Raw genomic sequence first — 16,949 nt, forward strand, 5'->3', positions numbered from 1 at the left:
GAGATTGCATGACGCAGCAAGCTGCGCGCCCCGCAGGCCGGCGCAAGCCAACCGCCAGCCGGGCAGACGCCCCCGACACCGCATTGGCTTCCGCCTCGATTCCCGCGACCGCTCCATCCGCCTCATCCGCCCGCACCAGGCGCGCCAGCGCCGCGAAGCCTGAAGCCGCGCCAGCCGCAACGCCGGCCCGCCGCGCCAGCGACAAGGACGTGCCCCTGCGCGAAGACATCCGCTTCCTGGGCCGGCTGCTGGGCGATTGCGTGCGCGAGCAGGAAGGCGAATCGGCGTTCGAGCTGGTCGAGACCATCCGCCAGACCGCCGTGCGCTTTCGCCGCGAGAACGACCGCGCCGCCGGCGCGGAGCTGGATCGCCTGCTCAAGCGCCTGTCGCGCGACCAGACCAACTCGGTGGTGCGCGCCTTCAGCTATTTCTCGCACCTGGCCAATATCGCCGAGGACCAGCACCACAACCGCCGCCGGCGCGTGCACGCGCTGGCCGGCTCGCCGCCGCAGCCGGGCAGCCTGGCGCATGCGCTGCAGGCCATCGACGCGGCTGGTGTGACCGGCAAGACACTGCGCAAGTTCTTCGACGAAGCGCTGATCGTGCCGGTGCTGACCGCGCACCCGACCGAAGTCCAGCGCAAGAGCATTCTCGACGCCGAGCGCGAGATCGCCCGCCTGCTGGCCGAGCGCGACCTGCCCATGACCGCGCGTGAGCGCGATCACAACACCGCGCTGTTGCGCGCGCGCGTCACCACGCTGTGGCAGACCCGCATGCTGCGCAATACGCGGCTGATGGTGGTGGACGAGATCGAGAATGCGCTGTCCTACTACCGCACCTGCTTCCTGCGCGGCATCCCGCAACTGATGAGCGAGCTGGAAGAGGACATCGCCGCGGTGTTTCCCGCCGCGCGCAAGAGCAAGGCTGCGCCGGCCGCCTCTACCCAGCTCGCGCCCTTCTTCCAGATGGGCTCCTGGATCGGCGGCGACCGCGACGGCAACCCCAACGTCACCGCCGACACCCTGCAACACGCCGCAAGCCAGCAATCGTCGCTGATCCTGGAGTGGTACCTGGACGAAGTCCACGCGCTGGGTGCCGAACTGTCGATGTCGAGCCTGATGGTGGAGGCCAGCCCGGAACTGCTGGCGCTGGCGGATGCCTCGCCCGATCACTCCGAGCATCGCGCCGACGAGCCGTACCGCCGCGCACTGATCGGCATCTATGCGCGCCTGGCGGCAACTTGCCAGGCCGTCACAGGGCAGGCCGCGCCGCGCCACCCGGTGGCCGACTCCGCGCCCTATGCCGACGCGCAATCCTTTGCCTCCGACGTGCAGGTCGTGATCGACTCGCTGCGCGCGCACCACGGCGAGGCGCTGGCGCGCACCCGCATCGACGCGCTGGCCAAGGCCATCGCCGTATTCGGCTTCCACCTGGCCTCGATCGACATGCGCCAGGTGTCCGACGTGCACGAGGCGGTGATCGCGGAACTGTTCGCCGCAGCCGGGGTTGAGGCCAACTATGCCGGCCTGACGGAAGCCCGCAAGCTGGAGCTGCTGCTCGCCGAGCTGCGCCAGCCGCGCCTGCTGACGCTGCCCTGGCATGCCTATTCCGAGCAGACCCGCAGCGAGCTGGCCATCCTGAACATGGCGCGCGAGCTGCGTGCCCGCTACGGCGCGCGCGTGGCCCGCAACTACATCATCTCGCACACCGAGACGCTGTCCGACCTGGTCGAGGTGCTGCTGCTGCAGAAGGAAACCGGCATGCTGCACGGCACGCTGGGCAGCAAGGCCAACCCCGCGCGCCCGGAACTGATGGTGATCCCGCTGTTCGAGACCATCGAGGACTTGCGCAACGCCGCCGGCATCATGCAATCGCTGCTGGAACTGCCGGGCTTTGCCTCGGTGATCGCCGAGCATGGCGGCGAGCAGGAAGTGATGCTGGGCTACTCCGACTCCAACAAGGACGGCGGCTTCCTCACCTCCAACTGGGAGCTGTACAAGGCCGAGCTGGCACTGGTGCAGGTGTTCGAGGCGCGCCGCGTGAAGCTGCGGTTGTTCCATGGCCGCGGCGGCACCGTTGGCCGTGGCGGCGGCCCGACCTATCAGGCCATCCTGTCGCAGCCGCCGGGCACGGTCAACGGCCAGATCCGCCTGACCGAGCAGGGCGAGATCATCAACAGCAAGTTCGCCAACGCCGAGATCGGCCGCCGCAACCTGGAAACGGTGATCGCCGCCACGCTGGAAGCCTCGCTGCTGCCGACGCAGAACGCGCCGAAGGACCTGGCGACGTTCGAGGCCGTGATGCAGCAGCTCTCGGATCGCGCGTTCACGTCGTATCGTCACCTGGTGTACGACACGCCCGGCTTCAAGGACTACTTCTTCGCCACCACGCCGATCACCGAGATCGCCGACCTCAACCTGGGCTCGCGCCCGGCCTCGCGCAAGCTGATGGACAAGAAGCAGCGCCGCATCGAAGACCTGCGCGCGATTCCCTGGGGCTTTTCCTGGGGGCAGTGCCGGCTGCTGCTGCCGGGCTGGTACGGCTTTGGCAGCGCGGTCAAGGCGCTGCTGGACGAAGCGCCTGACGAGCGTGCGCACAAGGCCGCCGTGGCCACGCTGCGCCGCATGGTCAAGACCTGGCCGTTCTTCACCACGCTGCTGTCCAATATGGACATGGTGCTGGCCAAGACCGACCTGGCCGTGGCCTCGCGCTACGCCCAGCTGTGCGAAGACGCCGCGCTGCGCAAGACGGTGTTCGCGCGCATCAGCGCCGAGTGGCACCTGACGTGCGAGATGCTGGCGCTGATCACCGGCCGCCATGAGCGTCTGGCCGACAACCCGCTGCTGGCCCGTTCGATCAAGAACCGCTTCGCCTACCTGGACCCGCTCAACCACTTGCAGGTGGAATTGCTCAAGCGCTACCGCTCGGGCAAGGACGGGGACGACATCCGCGTGCGACGCGGCATTCACCTGACCATCAACGGGGTGGCGGCGGGCCTGCGCAACAGCGGCTAAGGCGAGGCTGCGCGCAAAAAAAGCCGCCATGGTGGCTGGCACCATGGCGGGAAACCCGTCCGGCCGACAGGCCGGACGGCGCAGAGTGTGGCTCGTCTACCGAGGATAGCGGCTATCCGGGCAGAAACGGCAGACCGGGCGCGCGGCCCGCCATCCGATATAGGCGGCCAGGCTTTTAGCCGACGAACGCGCCCGGCACCGGGTCTTCGCCGAGCACCGAGAGCAGGATGGCCCAATGCATCGATTCGTCACCCAGGATGCTGCCGGCGGCCTTGGTCAGCTCGCGATTGTGGAAATTCGGCAGCACGCCCAGGTAGGCCGCGGCGGCACCCTTCTCCAGGCCGGCGGCAAAGCGCAATACATCGGCCTGGGTCTTCAGCTGGTCGGTCGGGAAGCCGTATTCACCCGGCTTCTTGGTCACCACGGGGCTGCCGCCCATCTTGGACACCGTGCTCGCCAGCACCTGTGCGTGAGCCTTGTGGTGCGTCTGGAACTTGACCGCGGTTTCCAGCACGGGTTTTTGCAGCAAACCGCTCTCCGCGCCAACCTGATAGGCCGCGATAGCCTGGTATTCCAGCCCGAGGGCCACATTGAGAATGGCGATATCGTCCTTGGTGCTGCCGGACTGGACCTGCGCCCATGCTGGCATCGACTCGCCCAGACTCATCACCGCCAGCGATCCCAGCGCGAATAGGCCGGGGACTTTCAGCAAGCCACGCCGGCGCGCATCCGGCGCAACAAGGATGCGGCTGTCCGTGTCCTCGCCGGCCCGGCGTTCGTGCTGGGCGGTCCTCGACTGCATGCTTTCCATGGTGTTCTCCTATATAGAGGTGGATGGCGCCTTCATGGGGTCGCATGCAATCGGATGCGGCTTGCATCGCGGCTGCAATGGCGGCGCCTGTCTCTTCTACGCACGCAATTGGCCATCGGATGCAGCGATCCATCGCATGCCGCACGCAAGCCGTGCCTATAATCCGGGAACGTCACTTGCCGATATCCGCCCCCAGTGCCCTCCTCCCCCGCCGACTCCTCATTTGCCCCCAGGCCGGCCGACGCTGACCTGCTTGCCTCGTTGCTGCAAGGCGCGGCCATGGGAGACCGGCACGCCTTGCGGCAGCTCTACGACCAGACCGCAACGAAACTGTTTGGCCTCGCGCTGCGTATAACCAACAGACACGATTGGGCGGAGGATGTGGTGCAAGAGAGTTTCGTCAGCATCTGGCATCACGCCGGCGACTACCGGCCGCACCTGGCTGCCCCGATGACCTGGATGACAGCCATCGTGCGCAACCGGGCGCTGGATTGCCTGCGCCGCCAGGCAGCTGCCCGCACCAGCCAGACCGTGGAGCTGGACGACAGCCTTGGCGAGTGGCTGGCCGACGAAGCGGCCGGCCCGGCGGAACTTGCGCTCGCCAGCCAGCAAGCGCGGGCGTTGAACCAGTGCCTGCAGCGGCTGGAACAGCCGCAGCGGCAGGCAATCTCGCTGGCCTACCTGAAGGACATGAGCCATAGCGAGCTGTCCGAACAATTGCAGGTGCCGCTTGGCACCATCAAGTCATGGATACGGCGCGGCCTGGAGCGCCTGCGCACGTGCCTGGAAAGCCTGTCATGAACCTCAGCCGCCATCCCGACCTGATCGACCGCCTTGCCGCGCAGTACGCGCTGGGCGTGTTGCGCGGGGGCGCGCGCCGCCGGCTGGAGACGCTCGCCCGCGAGCAGCCCGCGATCCGCGCTGCCATCAACCACTGGCAGTCCAGGCTGTCAGGCCTTGCCGAACTCCAGCCTGCCTCGGCGCCGGTGGAGAAGGTGTGGAGCGGGATAGAACAACGGCTGGGCTGGCAAGCCATGAAGTCGTCCGAGGCCGCCGGCCCAGCCGGCGCGGCACCCACAGCCTGGTGGCAACGGCTGTGGGCCGCCCCTGGCTTCTGGCGCAGCGCCACCATGGCGACCGCCGCGCTGGCGGCCGTGGCAATCGGCCTCAACGTGCGGATGGCCCGCCAGTTGGACACCTCACCACTGGTCAATGCGGTGGCCGTCCTCAACGACGACCGGGCCCAGGCCGCCGTGCTTGTGACTTGGGATGCGCGTTCGCAAGCGCTGACCTTGCGCCGCCTGGATCACTTGCCACTGAACGATGCGCAGGCCCTGCAGCTTTGGGCTCTCCCGGCCGGTGGCAAGCCACAATCGCTCGGCGTGATCGGGCACCAGCGCCAGCTGCGCCTGGCGGTCGCCCAGGCGCTGGGCAAGGTGCCGGCGCTGGCCATCAGCGTGGAGCCGCGCGGCGGCTCGCCCGACCCCAACGGCCCCACCGGGCCGGTAGTGTTCAAGGGCCAGGTGATCGACAACACCTTATAGGGCGGTCCGGGAGGCTCTCCCGGACCCGCTACCGTCTGCGTGGGGCCTGGCAGCGATATAATCGCGCTTTCCCCGAATTTTCTCGTTCGCCCCGCGGTCCGCCGCCGGCTTGCGAGCTAACCCAGCCTTACCGCCCATGACCTCCCAACTTGCCAAGAAAGGCGAAGCCTGGTCCGCCCGCTTCTCCGAACCGATGTCCGACCTGGTGAAGCGCTACACCGCTTCGGTGTTCTTCGACAAGCGCCTGGCTCTCTTCGACATCCAGGGTTCGCTGGCGCACGCCGCCATGCTGGCCAAGCAGGGAATCATCGCCGAGGCCGACCGCGCCGAGATCGAGCGCGGCATGACGCAGATCCGTGGCGAGATCGAGGCCGGCGGCTTCGAGTGGAAGCTCGACCTGGAAGACGTCCACCTGAATATCGAAGCGCGCCTGACCGCGCTGGTCGGCGACGCCGGCAAGCGCCTGCACACCGGCCGCTCGCGTAACGACCAGGTCGCTACCGATATCCGCCTGTGGCTGCGCAGCGAGATCGACACCATCATCGGCCTGCTGGGCGCGCTGCGCGGCGCGCTGCTGGACCTGGCCGAGAAGAACGCCGACACCATCCTGCCGGGCTTCACCCACCTGCAGGTGGCCCAGCCGGTCACCTTCGGCCACCACCTGCTGGCTTACGTGGAGATGTTTACGCGCGACGCCGAGCGCATGGCCGACTGCCGCCGCCGCGTTAACCGCCTGCCGCTGGGCGCCGCCGCGCTGGCCGGCACCAGCTACCCGATCGACCGTGAGTTCGTGGCGCAGCAGCTGGGCTTCGACGGCGTGTGCCGCAACTCGCTGGACGCCGTCTCCGACCGCGACTTTGCCATCGAGTTCTGCGCCGCCGCCGCGCTGGTGATGACCCACATCTCGCGCTTCTCCGAGGAACTGGTGATCTGGATGAGCCCGCGCGTGGGCTTTATCGACATCGCCGACCGCTTCTGCACCGGCAGCTCGATCATGCCGCAGAAGAAGAACCCGGACGTGCCCGAACTGGCGCGTGGCAAGACCGGCCGCGTGAACGGCCACCTGATCGGACTCTTGACCCTGATGAAGGGCCAGCCCCTGGCGTACAACAAGGACAACCAGGAAGACAAGGAGCCGCTGTTCGACACGGTCGACACCGTGGCCGACACGCTGCGCATCTTCGCCGACATGGTGCCGGGCATCTCGGTCAAGCCGGAGGCCATGCGCGCCGCTGCGCTGCAAGGCTACGCCACCGCCACCGACCTGGCCGACTACCTGGTCAAGCACGGCCTGCCCTTCCGCGATGCCCACGAAGCCGTGGCCCACGCGGTGCGCGCCTGCGACGACCGCCGCTGCGACCTGGCCGACCTGACCGTGGCCGAGCTGCGCGAAGTCACCGGCCTGGGCGACAAGGCCGCGCTGATCGGCGATGACGTGCACGCGGTGCTGACGCTGGAAGGCTCGGTCGCGGCGCGTAACCACATCGGCGGCACCGCGCCGGCGCAGGTGCGCGCGGCCATTGCCGCAGCGCGCGCCACGCTTTAATCGCAAGCCGCGGATTCAATGCGGCGCAGCGTGCTGATGTAAGTTTCACGTAAGTTTTGTTTTGAAAAAAAAGCCGCCAGGGCAGGCCCCTGACGGCTTTTTTTTATTGCCTCACGGCGCTTTTGATTTTTGCGCGAAGCGGTAGGTATTAGCCCCAAGCGCCGAAGCATTTTGTTACAGATAAACTAATCGCCGCAAAAACAGGGGAGACAACCCATGTATTACTTGCTTGGTCTGTCACGACAGATCGACAGGTTGAATCAGCACACGGGCAGGCTTGCAAACATCATGATCCTGCTGTCGTGCCTGATCAGCGCAGGCAACGCCCTGCTGCGTTACGGCTTCAACCTCAGTGACAACTGGCCGCTCGAGCTGCAGTGGTATATGTTCGCCATCGCGGTGATGTTCGGCGCCTCCTACACCTTCCAGCGTAATGAACATGTGCGCGTGGACCTGATCTACGGCAACGTATCGGAGCGTGCGCAACACTGGATCGACATCTTCGGGATCATCTTCTTCCTGCTGCCTTCGTGCGTGCTGTTTGCCTGGCTATCGTGGGATTCCCTGTTCCTGCCCTCGTGGCGCATCCTCGAGCAATCCGGTAACTCCGGCGGCCTGCCGCGTTACCCGATCAAGCTGGTGGTGCCCCTCGGCTTTGTCCTGCTGGGTCTGCAGGGCGTGTCCGAGCTGATCAAGCGCATCGCCGCCCTCAAGGGCCTCGTGCGCATCGAATCGAAATACGAGAGGCCGGTGCAATGATTCCATTGGAATATATGCCGCCGCTGATGTTCGGCGGCCTGGTGGTATTCATGCTGATCGGATTCCCGGTCGCATTTTCGCTGTCGGCGGTGGGTCTTGCCTTCGGCATCCTGGCCATTCAGTTTGGCTACTTCCCGGTCAGTTTCCTGCAGGCGGTGCCCAGCCGCGTGTTCGGCAGCGTGCTGGCCAACGAGTTGCTGCTTGCCATCCCGTTCTTCACCTTCATGGGGGCGATACTGGAAAAGTGCGGGCTGGCCGAGGACATGCTGGACTCCATGGGCCAGTTGTTCGGCCCGGTGCGTGGCGGCCTGGGCTACTCGGTGATCATCGTGGGCTTTATCCTCGGCGCCATCACGGGCACCGTGGCGGCGCAGGTGATCGCCATGGCGATGATCTCGCTGCCGGTGATGATGCGCTACCGCTACAACATGAAGTACGCCACTGGCGTGCTGGCGGCGTCGGGCACCATCACGCAGCTGGTGCCGCCGTCGCTGGTGCTGGTGGTGCTGGCCGACCAGCTCAAGACGCCAATGGGCAGCGCCGACGTGGGCAGCATGTACCTGGGCGCCTGGGGCCCGTCGGTGATCCAGATCGCGCTGTTCGCGCTCTATACCTTCGTGCTGACACGCGTCAAGCCTGACTGGCTTCCGCCGGTGCCGGTTGAAGAACGCACGCTGCGCGGCTGGCCGCTGTGGCGCAAATGCCTGCGCGGCATCATCCCGTGCGCGGTGCTGATCTTCCTGGTGCTGGGCACGATCATGCTGGGCATCGCTACGCCTACCGAATCCGGCGCCATGGGCGCGGTCGGCGCGCTGGTGCTGGCGGTGCTGCGCGACCCCGGCTTCGGCAAGCTCGACCGTACCTTGTACCGCATCGGCCTTGCCGCCACGGGCGTGGCCATCATCGCCGGCACTGTCGCGTTCGGCTCGCATGCCTTCCGCATTCCGCTGGCAGTGGTCTACCTCGTGATCACGTGGTTGCTGCTGCGCGCCGGGCAACTGACCGCGCTGCGCGGGCTGATCATCGAGGCTTACCAGTCCACGGCGCGCATCACCGCCATGGTGGTGTTCATCCTGATCGGCTCCACCTGCTTCTCGGTGGTGTTCCAGGGCGTGGATGGCGGCGCCTGGGTGGAGCACATGTTCACCTCGCTGCCGGGCGGCTGGATCGGCTTCCTGCTGGTGGTCAACCTGTTTATCTTCTTCCTGGCCTTCTTCCTGGACTTCTTCGAGATCGCGTTCATCGTGGTGCCGATGCTGGCGCCGGTTGCGGTCAAGGTGCTGGCCCCGGTCGTCGCCGATTCGATGGGCGGCAACCCGGAAGCGGCGGCCACCGCGGCGCTGGTGTGGTTCGGCGTGATGCTGTGCGTGAACATGCAGACCTCCTTCATGCACCCGCCCTTCGGCTTCGCGCTGTTCTACCTGCGCGGCATTGCGCCCAAGGAAGTGAAGAGCTCTGACATCTACTGGGGCGCGCTGCCCTGGGTCGGCCTGCAGATGATCATGGTCGTGCTGGTGATGTTCTGGCCGGGCTTGGTGACGATGTTCCTGGACAAGGGATCGTTGCACCATAGCAATGCGGCGGAGGTCACGATTCCGCTGGGGGGAGAGAGTCCGGGCGGTGCGGCCTCGGTGCCGGCACCTGTGCCGGGCGGCCGTAGCGAGCCTGGCACGCTGGAGTTGCCGGCGGCGCCTGCCGACAGCGAACCTGCAACGCCGCAGTTCGAGTTCGACAAGAAGAAGTAGTTTGAGACAGCGCCGGGGCTTCAGTCGCCGGCATGGAAAAGGCCTCGGGTTCAGTTCAAAACCGAGGCCTTTTTTGATTTCCGGGGTTGCCCCCGCATCTTGTCTGGTCAGTTCAGGTCACGGCAGCAGCAGGATAGCGCCCGTGGTCGCGCGCGCCTCGGCCATCCGATGCGCCTCGGCCACCTGCTCAAGCGGGAAGCGCGCGCCGATGGCGGCCCGGATCGCGCCCCGCCCGATCGCCTGGAACACGTCCGCCGCGTTGGCACGGAAGGTCTGTGGATCGGCGTTGTGCGGAAACACCGATGGCCGCGTCAGGAACAGGCAGCCCTTCTTGCTGAGCAGCTCTGGCTCAAACGCCGGCACGGGGCCCGAGGCGGCGCCATAGAGCGCCACCAGCCCGAATGGCGCCGTGCAGTCCAGCGAGCCCATGAAGGTATGCTTGCCCACCGAGTCATAAACCACACGCGCCTTGCGCCCGTCGGTGGCAGCGATCACCTGCTCCACCCAGTCCGCCTGCGAATAGTTGATGGCGACATCGCACCCGGCCGCGCGGGCCACTTCGCACTTCTCGGCCGAGCCGGCGGTGCCGATCACGGTGGCGCCGAGCGCCTTGGCCCAGCTGCTGAGGATCTGCCCTACGCCGCCCGCGGCGGCGTGCACCAGCACGATGTCGCCGGCTTGCACGGGATGTGTCTTGCGCACGAGGTATTGCGCGGTCATGGCCTTGAAGAAGATCGCCGCGGCGGTGAGGTCGTCGATGCTGTCGGGCAGCTTGACCAGCTTGTCGGCGGGCACGTTGCGCTGGCTGGCATAGGCGCCGATGCCAGCGTGCATGTAGACCACGCGGTCGCCTTCGCGCAGGGCGGTCACGCCCTCGCCCACCGCTTCGACCACGCCGGCGGCTTCATGGCCCAGCCCGGTCGGCGACGGCAGCGGGTACTTGCCCGAGCGCTGGTAGACGTCGATGTAGTTGAAGCCGATGGCGGTCTGGCGCAACTGCACCTGGCCGGGCGCCGGCGCAGGCAACCCGGCATCCACCAGGCGCATCACTTCGGGGCCGCCGAACTCCGTCAATTCCACTACGCGTGCTGATGTCATTTCCACTCCGTCGAGGTTGCATAGATTTGTGAGCGCCACTCTATCGCAATCTCGCGCGGCGCGTCGGCCGTGCGCAAGGCATGGGCGAACGAAGAAAAAAGGCCTCGCACGGGCGAGGCCTTCATTCTTGCCGCCAGCCTGCGTTACTTCACGCAGTCGACGAAATACGCCTTGCCACCACCCTCGACCTCTTCCTCGACCAGGCCGTGGATGTCGGTCTCGAAGCCGGGGAACAGCTTGTTGAACTCGCGCGCGAACTTCAGGTACTGCACGATGATGCGGTTGAAGCGCTCACCCGGGATCAGTAGCGGAATGCCCGGCGGGTACGGCGTGAGCAGGATGGCGGTGACGCGGCCTTCCAGCTCGTCGACGGCCACGCGCTCGATCTCGCGGTGCGCCATCATGGCCCACGCGTCCGATGGCTTCATCGCCGGCTCCATGTCCGACAGGTACATCTCGGTGGTCACGCGGGCCACGTCATTGGCCTTATAGACGCTGTGGATCGCGTCGCACAGGTCGCGCAGGCCGAGCTTCTCGTACTGCGGATGCTTGCCGACGAATTCCGGCAGCACGCGCCACAGCGGCTGGTTCTGGTCGTAGTCGTCCTTGAACTGCTGCAGCTCCGTCACCAGCGAGTTCCAGCGGCCCTTGGTGATGCCGATGGTGAACATGATGAAGAACGAGTACAGCCCGGTCTTCTCGATGATGATGCCGTGCTCGGCCAGGTACTTGGTGACGATGGCCGCAGGGATGCCGCGGTCGCTGAACTCACCGTCCACGTCCAGGCCCGGGGTGATGATGGTGGCCTTGATCGGGTCGAGCAGGTTGAAGCCGTCGGCCAGGTCGCCGAAGCCGTGCCAGCGTTCGTTGGCCTTGAGCATCCACTCTTCGCGGTCGCCGATGTCGTCCTCGACCAGCGCCTCGGGACCCCACACCTTGAACCACCAGTCGCCGTTGTTGCCGGCATCGTAGTCGCCTTCGACCTTGCGCATGGCGCGGCGGAAGTCCATCGCTTCCTGGATGCTTTCTTCGACCAGCGCGGTGCCGCCCGGGGCTTCCATCATCGCCGCCGCCACGTCGCACGAGGCAATGATCGAGTACTGCGGGCTGGTGGACGTGTGCATCAGGTACGCCTCGTTGAACCGGTAGCGGTCCAGCTTGCGCGTATCCGAATCCTGCACGAGGATCTGCGAGGCCTGCGACAGGCCGGCCAGCAGCTTGTGCGTGGACTGCGTGGCGAACACCAGCGCGTCCTTGCTGCGCGGGCGGTCTTTGCCGATCGCATGCATGTTGCGATAGAAGTCGTGGAATGCCGCGTGCGGCAGCCAGGCTTCGTCGAAATGCAGCGTGTCGATCTCGGTGGCCAGCATTTCCTTGATCTGTTCGGCGTTGTACAGCACGCCGTCGTAGGTGCCCTGGGTGATGGTCAGGATGCGCGGCTTCTGGTTCTTGGCCTGGCTGGCGAACGGGTGGGCGGCAATCTTGCGGCGAATGGTCTCGGGATCGAACTCGCTCTTCGGGATCGGGCCGATGATGCCGTAGTGATTGCGCGTGGGCATCAGGAACACGGGAATCGCGCCTGTCATCATGATCGCGTGCAGGATCGACTTGTGGCAGTTGCGGTCCACCACCACGATGTCGCCCGGCGCCACGTTGGCATGCCACACCATCTTGTTCGAGGTGGACGTGCCGTTGGTGACGAAGTACATGTGGTCGGAGTTGAAGATGCGCGCGGCATTTCGCTCCGAGGCCGCCACCGGGCCGGTGTGGTCGAGCAGCTGGCCGAGCTCATCGACGGCATTGCAGACGTCGGCGCGCAGCATGTTCTCGCCGAAGAACTGGTGGAACACCTGGCCGACCGGGCTCTTCAGGAACGCCACGCCACCCGAGTGGCCGGGGCAGTGCCACGAGTAGGAGCTGTCCTGCGCGTACGCGATCAGCGCCTTGAAGAACGGCGGCGCCAGCGAATCCAGGTAGACCCGGGCTTCGCGGATGATGTGGCGCGCGACGAATTCCGGCGTGTCCTCGAACATGTGGATGAAGCCGTGCAGCTCGCGCAGGATATCGTTAGGGATATGCCGCGAGGTGCGCGTCTCGCCGTACAGGAAGATGGGCAGGTCGGTATTGCGGCGGCGCACTTCGTTGACGAAGGCGCGCAGCTTCTCGATGGCCGCGGCTTCGGGCCGGTCGTCTTCGCTGACGAACTCGTCGTCGTCGATCGACACGATGAACGAGGAGGCGCGGCTGGACTGCTGGGCGAAGGAGGTCAGGTCGCCATAGCTGGTCAGGCCCATCACCTCCATGCCTTCTTGCTCGATGGCCTGCGCCAGCGCGCGGATGCCCGAGCCGGAAATGTTCTCGGAGCGGAAGTCTTCATCGATGATGATGACGGGGAAGCGGAATTTCATTTGGCATCCTTGGACGGCAAGAAGGACTTGAGCCACATGGCCCGGGGATTCGTCCCCCTGGGTCGGCATGTGGCTCGACGTTCAGGCTTGGCGCGCGGCCCCGGGGTTTCCCGTAGCACCGCAACGCGCGCATTGTATGCGATCAGGTCTTCGGCAGTGTGACACCTTGCTGACCCTGGTACTTGCCACCGCGATCGCGGTAGGAAGTCTCGCAGATCTCGTCGCTCTCGAAGAACAGCACCTGGGCACAGCCTTCACCGGCGTAGATCTTGGCAGGCAGCGGCGTGGTGTTCGAGAACTCCAGCGTCACATAGCCTTCCCATTCCGGCTCGAACGGGGTCACGTTGACGATGATGCCGCAGCGCGCGTAGGTGCTCTTGCCCAGGCAGATGGTCAGCACGCTGCGCGGAATGCGGAAATACTCCATCGTGCGGGCCAGCGCGAAGGAGTTCGGCGGGATGATGCAAACATCGCCCTTGAAGTCGACAAAGGACTTTTCGTCGAAGTTCTTCGGATCGACGATGGTGCTGTTGATATTGGTGAAGATCTTGAATTCGTCGGCGCAGCGGATGTCGTAGCCGTAGCTCGAGGTGCCGTACGAAACGATCTTGCGGCCGTCTTCTTCCCGTACCTGGCCGGGCTCGAAGGGCTCGATCATGCCGTGCTGTTCCGCCATGCGGCGGATCCACTTATCGGATTTGATGCTCATAGGGGTATCGGGATGAACAAATGAGGGCAGGCTCGGGCGCGGCCCATGCTGACCGGGAACACTGCTCGCATTTGCTCACAGGCGCGCCGGACCTGCCGGGGCCTTGCGATGGGCCGCATTGTACAACCAAAATCCGGCATCACCGCCTTAAATGCCGTCCCGGCCCCGCAACGGGCCGTCCGCCCCCAGGGCGTCAGGCCGTGGCTTGCTCCGGCAGCTGGTGCCGGAAGCGTTCGCGGCCGGTATAGAGCAGGAAGTGGCGCCCCGTGCACCGGGCAAAGAGAGCCAGGTTGACGCGCCGGGCCATCTGGTAGCCCATCTGCGTGACGCCCGAGCGCGACAGCAGGAATGGAATGCCCATCTGGGCGCCCTTGATCACCATCTCCGAGGTCAGCCGCCCGGTGGTGTAGAACACCTTGTCGGCGCCGCTCATGCCTTCGAGCCACATCAGCCCCGCGATGGCATCCACGGCGTTGTGGCGACCCACATCCTCGATGAACATCAGCAGCTCGCGCCCGCGGAACAGTGCGCAGCCATGCACGGAGCCCGCCTGTTTGTAGACCGACTGCTGCAGCCGGATGGTGTCAACGATGCCGTAGAGCGTTTCCTGGTCCAAGGTGGCGTCGTCCGGCAGCCGGATATTGTCCACTTCGTCCAGCAACGAGCCAAACACGGTGCCCTGGCCACAGCCGGTGGTCACCACCCGGCGCGCCGTGCGCTCCTCGATGCGATCCACGCCCGTGCGGGTCGTGACGGCGGCGGATTCAATTTCCCAGTCGACCTGGATCGCAGCGATATCCTCGATCGATTCGACCAGGCGCTGGTTGCGCAGGTAACCCAGCACCAGGGCCTCCGGCGCCCCGCCCAGCGTCATCAGCGTCACCAGCTCGCGTTTGTCCAGGTAGACCGTCAGCGGGCGCTCGCCGGGCAGGAAGGCCTGCCGCAGGCGGCCCTGCTCGTCGACCACCTCGACCTCTTCGATCAAGGGGACACACGCGTGGGTCATTTCAGGGCGCAGGGGCATGGGCGTGGGGGATGCGGGTGGATGGCGCGCGCCGGGAGTTGCCGGCCCGCGCCGCCCATCCGTCAGGACTTGGCGATCACGCCGCAAGCAATGCGGCCGCCGGAGTTGCCGGTGGGCTGGGTCTTGTAGTCGTCCGGGTCCTTGTGGACGACCACCGCGCGGCCCACCAGGCTGGTGGGGCCCGGGGCCAAGGTCACGCCGCTCAGCTCGAAGCTGGCCTGGGCGCGGCCGGTAGCGTCGGCCTTGAGGTTGTTGATGTCACCGGCATGATGGTCGGGCATCGACATCGAGCCGTGCGGCTTGGCCGTCGGGTTGAAGTGGCCGCCCGCGCTCATGGCGTCGGGGGCCGAGCAGTCGCCTTTCTCGTGCACGTGGAAGCCGTGTTCCGTATTGGGCGGCAGGCCGGTTACGTCGGCCTTGACCAGCACCGTGTCACCGCGCTGGGTGAAGGTGATGCTGCCCTGCGTCGCAGTGCCGCTCTTGGACGCCAGCGTGGCGACCGCAGTATCCGAACTGCCCATCCCCATGCCCCCGCAGCCGGCCAGAGTGCCTGCCAGGGTGCCCGCTACAGCCAGACCGAAAAGTACACGTACACGCTTCATGCCGAACCTCCTCTCACGGTGATGTCCGGGGCGATTGTACCGCTCCCGTGCCCGGCGCTGCGGCCGGTTTGTGATCCGAAGGCGCGGCGACAGGTGCAGTGGAAGGCCCTCCAGCAGTGCTTGCCGCGGCTTGCTCAGCCGGCGCTTGCGCCACGAACGGGCCCGGATCGGCGCACGGCGCGGACGCGGCGGCCGTTGGCACCGCCTTGCCTTTGGCCTGCATGTCGCTGTAGTAGCGCGCCGCCGCCTTGTCTTGCGCTCGGCAGAGCTGATAAGCGGCCACCTTGTCGGCCCAGCCGGCGCGCGCCTTGGCTTCGTCGGCCTTGAGCTTTTGCGCCTCCGTCGGCGGCGGCAGCTTGGCCATGGCGCCTGTGCCGGCAAGGGCCAGGGCGAGCATTAGCAGAATGCGGCTCATGGATCGGGCTCCTCGTTGGGGGATCGGCGGCGCGCTCAGACTTCGCCCGGGCTGGCCCGGCCACCGGCGCGCTCGCCCGGCTCCGGCTCGGCCGCGCGCTGCGCGGGGATCTTGCCTGCCTTGATATCGTCGTACCAGAGCTCGTGGTGCTCCTTGGCCCAGGCCTCATCGACCCAGCCGTCACGCATGGCGCGGTAGGCCCCTTCCATGCCGATGGTACCCATGTAGATATGGCCGCAGGCCATGGCGATCATCAGCACCGCCGCGATGCCATGGATGACGTTGGCGATCTGCATGGTGGCGCGGTAGAAATCCATGCCGGGCACGATCATGTCGAGCACCCAGCCGGAGGCCGACAGGATCAGGCCGAAGACCACCAGCCCGCCCCAGAACCAGGCCTTCTCGCCAGCGTTGAAGCGCCCGCTTGGCACATGCTTGCCGGACACGAGCCCGCCAAGCTTGATGAGCCACTGCCAGTCCTCCCGGGCGGGGAAGTTGTCGCGCACGAAGATCACGAAGCCGACGATCACCGACAAGGTAAAGACCGGGCCGACGATGTTATGGACGTTCTTCAGCAGGTAGGTGAGCCAGCCGAACAAGGTGTGGCCCATCAGCGGCAGCAGGAAATGCTTGCCGAACAGCATCACGATGCCCGAGACCGCCAGCGTGACGAATGAAATCGCCATGGTCCAGTGCACCATGCGCTCCAGCGGCGTAAAGCGCTGGATCATGCGCCCGGTACGCGGCGTCTTGAGCGGGATGGTGCCGCGCCAGAAGAAGAAGGCCAGGATCGCGGCGGGCACCAGCACGATCAGCCAGCCGCCCCAGACGGTGATCACCCCGTTGCGGAACAGGCGCCATTTCTGCCCGGTGCGCTGGATCAGCACCCCGGCTTCCTTGGCGGGCAGGCTGCTGTAGTGCGCCTGGTCGGAATTCGCCTCCCGCCAGACCGGCGCGTTGTTGCCCGGTTGCTCCTTGCTACGCGCCTGCTGGGCCTGCGCCTCGGCTGCGAGATCGCGGCGGGGCACGTTGAAGATGTTCTCGGAAGCAATGCCCGCGAAGGGCTGGGCCGGATGCGTGGCGGGGTTGTTGGCATCGGCGGGCGCGCCGGCCGCCTGCGGCGCGGAAGCGCCCTGGGCCGGAGCATGGGCTTGCGCCCGCGCGGCCCCGGGCGGCGCCAGCAAGGCCAGCGCGCAAGCCACCCCCGCCAGGTAGCGGAACCAGCCAGGATTGAGCGTTGGCTTCATATGCCCTCCATCGGGTCGGCCAGGGTG

Annotated in this window: 14 protein-coding genes; 6 read left to right on the top strand and 8 right to left on the bottom strand. The window is 66.3% G+C overall.

All coding sequences use genetic code 11. The annotated features are described in order from the left end of the window. Positions 1 to 8 precede the first annotated feature (8 nt). Complete coding sequence (gene ppc / locus A9975_RS34215; protein WP_183036606.1) at positions 9 to 3,014, top strand: phosphoenolpyruvate carboxylase; 3,006 nt, start codon at positions 9 to 11, stop codon at positions 3,012 to 3,014. A 175-nt stretch (positions 3,015 to 3,189) separates the two neighbouring features. Here the strand turns inward: ppc and A9975_RS34220 are convergent, their stop codons facing one another. Then, entirely contained in the window at positions 3,190 to 3,816 is a 627-nt protein-coding gene (locus A9975_RS34220; protein ID WP_183036795.1) for a ferritin-like domain-containing protein, read from the bottom strand. Between the two features lie 204 nt (positions 3,817 to 4,020). On the opposite strand from A9975_RS34220, the gene A9975_RS34225 reads away from it, so the two are divergent. From A9975_RS34225 to A9975_RS34245, 5 genes are all read left to right on the top strand, one after another. After that, entirely contained in the window at positions 4,021 to 4,626 is a 606-nt protein-coding gene (locus tag A9975_RS34225) for a sigma-70 family RNA polymerase sigma factor (protein ID WP_183036607.1), read from the top strand. Next, positions 4,623 to 5,369, top strand: a complete 747-nt coding sequence (locus A9975_RS34230) for an anti-sigma factor domain-containing protein (protein ID WP_183036608.1) — start codon at positions 4,623 to 4,625, stop codon at positions 5,367 to 5,369. Before A9975_RS34225 ends, A9975_RS34230 begins: the two co-directional genes overlap by 4 nt. 136 nt (positions 5,370 to 5,505) lie before the next feature. After that, positions 5,506 to 6,915 carry an argininosuccinate lyase gene (gene argH, locus A9975_RS34235; protein ID WP_150984039.1) on the top strand — a complete coding sequence of 470 codons (1,410 nt, stop codon included), beginning with the start codon at positions 5,506 to 5,508 and terminating at the stop codon, positions 6,913 to 6,915. A 216-nt stretch (positions 6,916 to 7,131) separates the two neighbouring features. Beyond that, positions 7,132 to 7,674 (top strand): TRAP transporter small permease subunit, encoded by a 543-nt coding sequence (locus A9975_RS34240; protein ID WP_183036609.1) that lies wholly within the window; start codon positions 7,132 to 7,134, stop codon positions 7,672 to 7,674. Beyond that, positions 7,671 to 9,419 (top strand): TRAP transporter large permease subunit, encoded by a 1,749-nt coding sequence (locus A9975_RS34245; protein WP_183036610.1) that lies wholly within the window; start codon positions 7,671 to 7,673, stop codon positions 9,417 to 9,419. Before A9975_RS34240 ends, A9975_RS34245 begins: the two co-directional genes overlap by 4 nt. Positions 9,420 to 9,536: 117 nt before the next feature. On the opposite strand, the gene A9975_RS34250 is transcribed toward A9975_RS34245, so the two are convergent. The 7 genes from A9975_RS34250 to A9975_RS34280 all read right to left on the bottom strand — a co-directional run bounded on the left by A9975_RS34250 (position 9,537) and on the right by A9975_RS34280 (position 16,922). After that, positions 9,537 to 10,517, bottom strand: coding sequence for a quinone oxidoreductase (locus A9975_RS34250; protein WP_183036611.1), 981 nt, complete (start codon positions 10,515 to 10,517; stop codon positions 9,537 to 9,539). Positions 10,518 to 10,660: 143 nt separating this feature from the next. Next, positions 10,661 to 12,925: an arginine/lysine/ornithine decarboxylase gene (locus tag A9975_RS34255; protein ID WP_183036612.1), complete on the bottom strand. Its 2,265-nt coding sequence runs from the start codon at positions 12,923 to 12,925 to the stop codon at positions 10,661 to 10,663. A gap of 142 nt (positions 12,926 to 13,067) precedes the next feature. After that, entirely contained in the window at positions 13,068 to 13,634 is a 567-nt protein-coding gene (dcd, locus tag A9975_RS34260) for a dCTP deaminase (protein ID WP_017230746.1), read from the bottom strand. 193 nt (positions 13,635 to 13,827) lie between these two features. Beyond that, positions 13,828 to 14,658: a formate dehydrogenase accessory sulfurtransferase FdhD gene (locus A9975_RS34265; protein WP_183036613.1), complete on the bottom strand. Its 831-nt coding sequence runs from the start codon at positions 14,656 to 14,658 to the stop codon at positions 13,828 to 13,830. 62 nt (positions 14,659 to 14,720) lie between these two features. Further along, the gene (locus A9975_RS34270; protein ID WP_183036614.1) at positions 14,721 to 15,260 is read right to left on the bottom strand and encodes a superoxide dismutase family protein; all 540 of its coding nucleotides are present in this window, start codon (positions 15,258 to 15,260) and stop codon (positions 14,721 to 14,723) included. A gap of 13 nt (positions 15,261 to 15,273) precedes the next feature. Then, a complete protein-coding gene (locus A9975_RS34275) occupies positions 15,274 to 15,675 on the bottom strand; it encodes a hypothetical protein (RefSeq protein ID WP_183036615.1) in 402 nt (133 codons plus the stop codon). Positions 15,676 to 15,710: 35 nt separating this feature from the next. After that, complete coding sequence (locus A9975_RS34280; RefSeq protein ID WP_183036616.1) at positions 15,711 to 16,922, bottom strand: formate dehydrogenase subunit gamma; 1,212 nt, start codon at positions 16,920 to 16,922, stop codon at positions 15,711 to 15,713. Between the last annotated feature and the right edge of the window lie 27 nt (positions 16,923 to 16,949).

Source organism: Cupriavidus sp. UME77 (assembly GCF_014170355.1).
Taxonomy (GTDB): Bacteria; Pseudomonadota; Gammaproteobacteria; order Burkholderiales; family Burkholderiaceae; genus Cupriavidus; species Cupriavidus basilensis.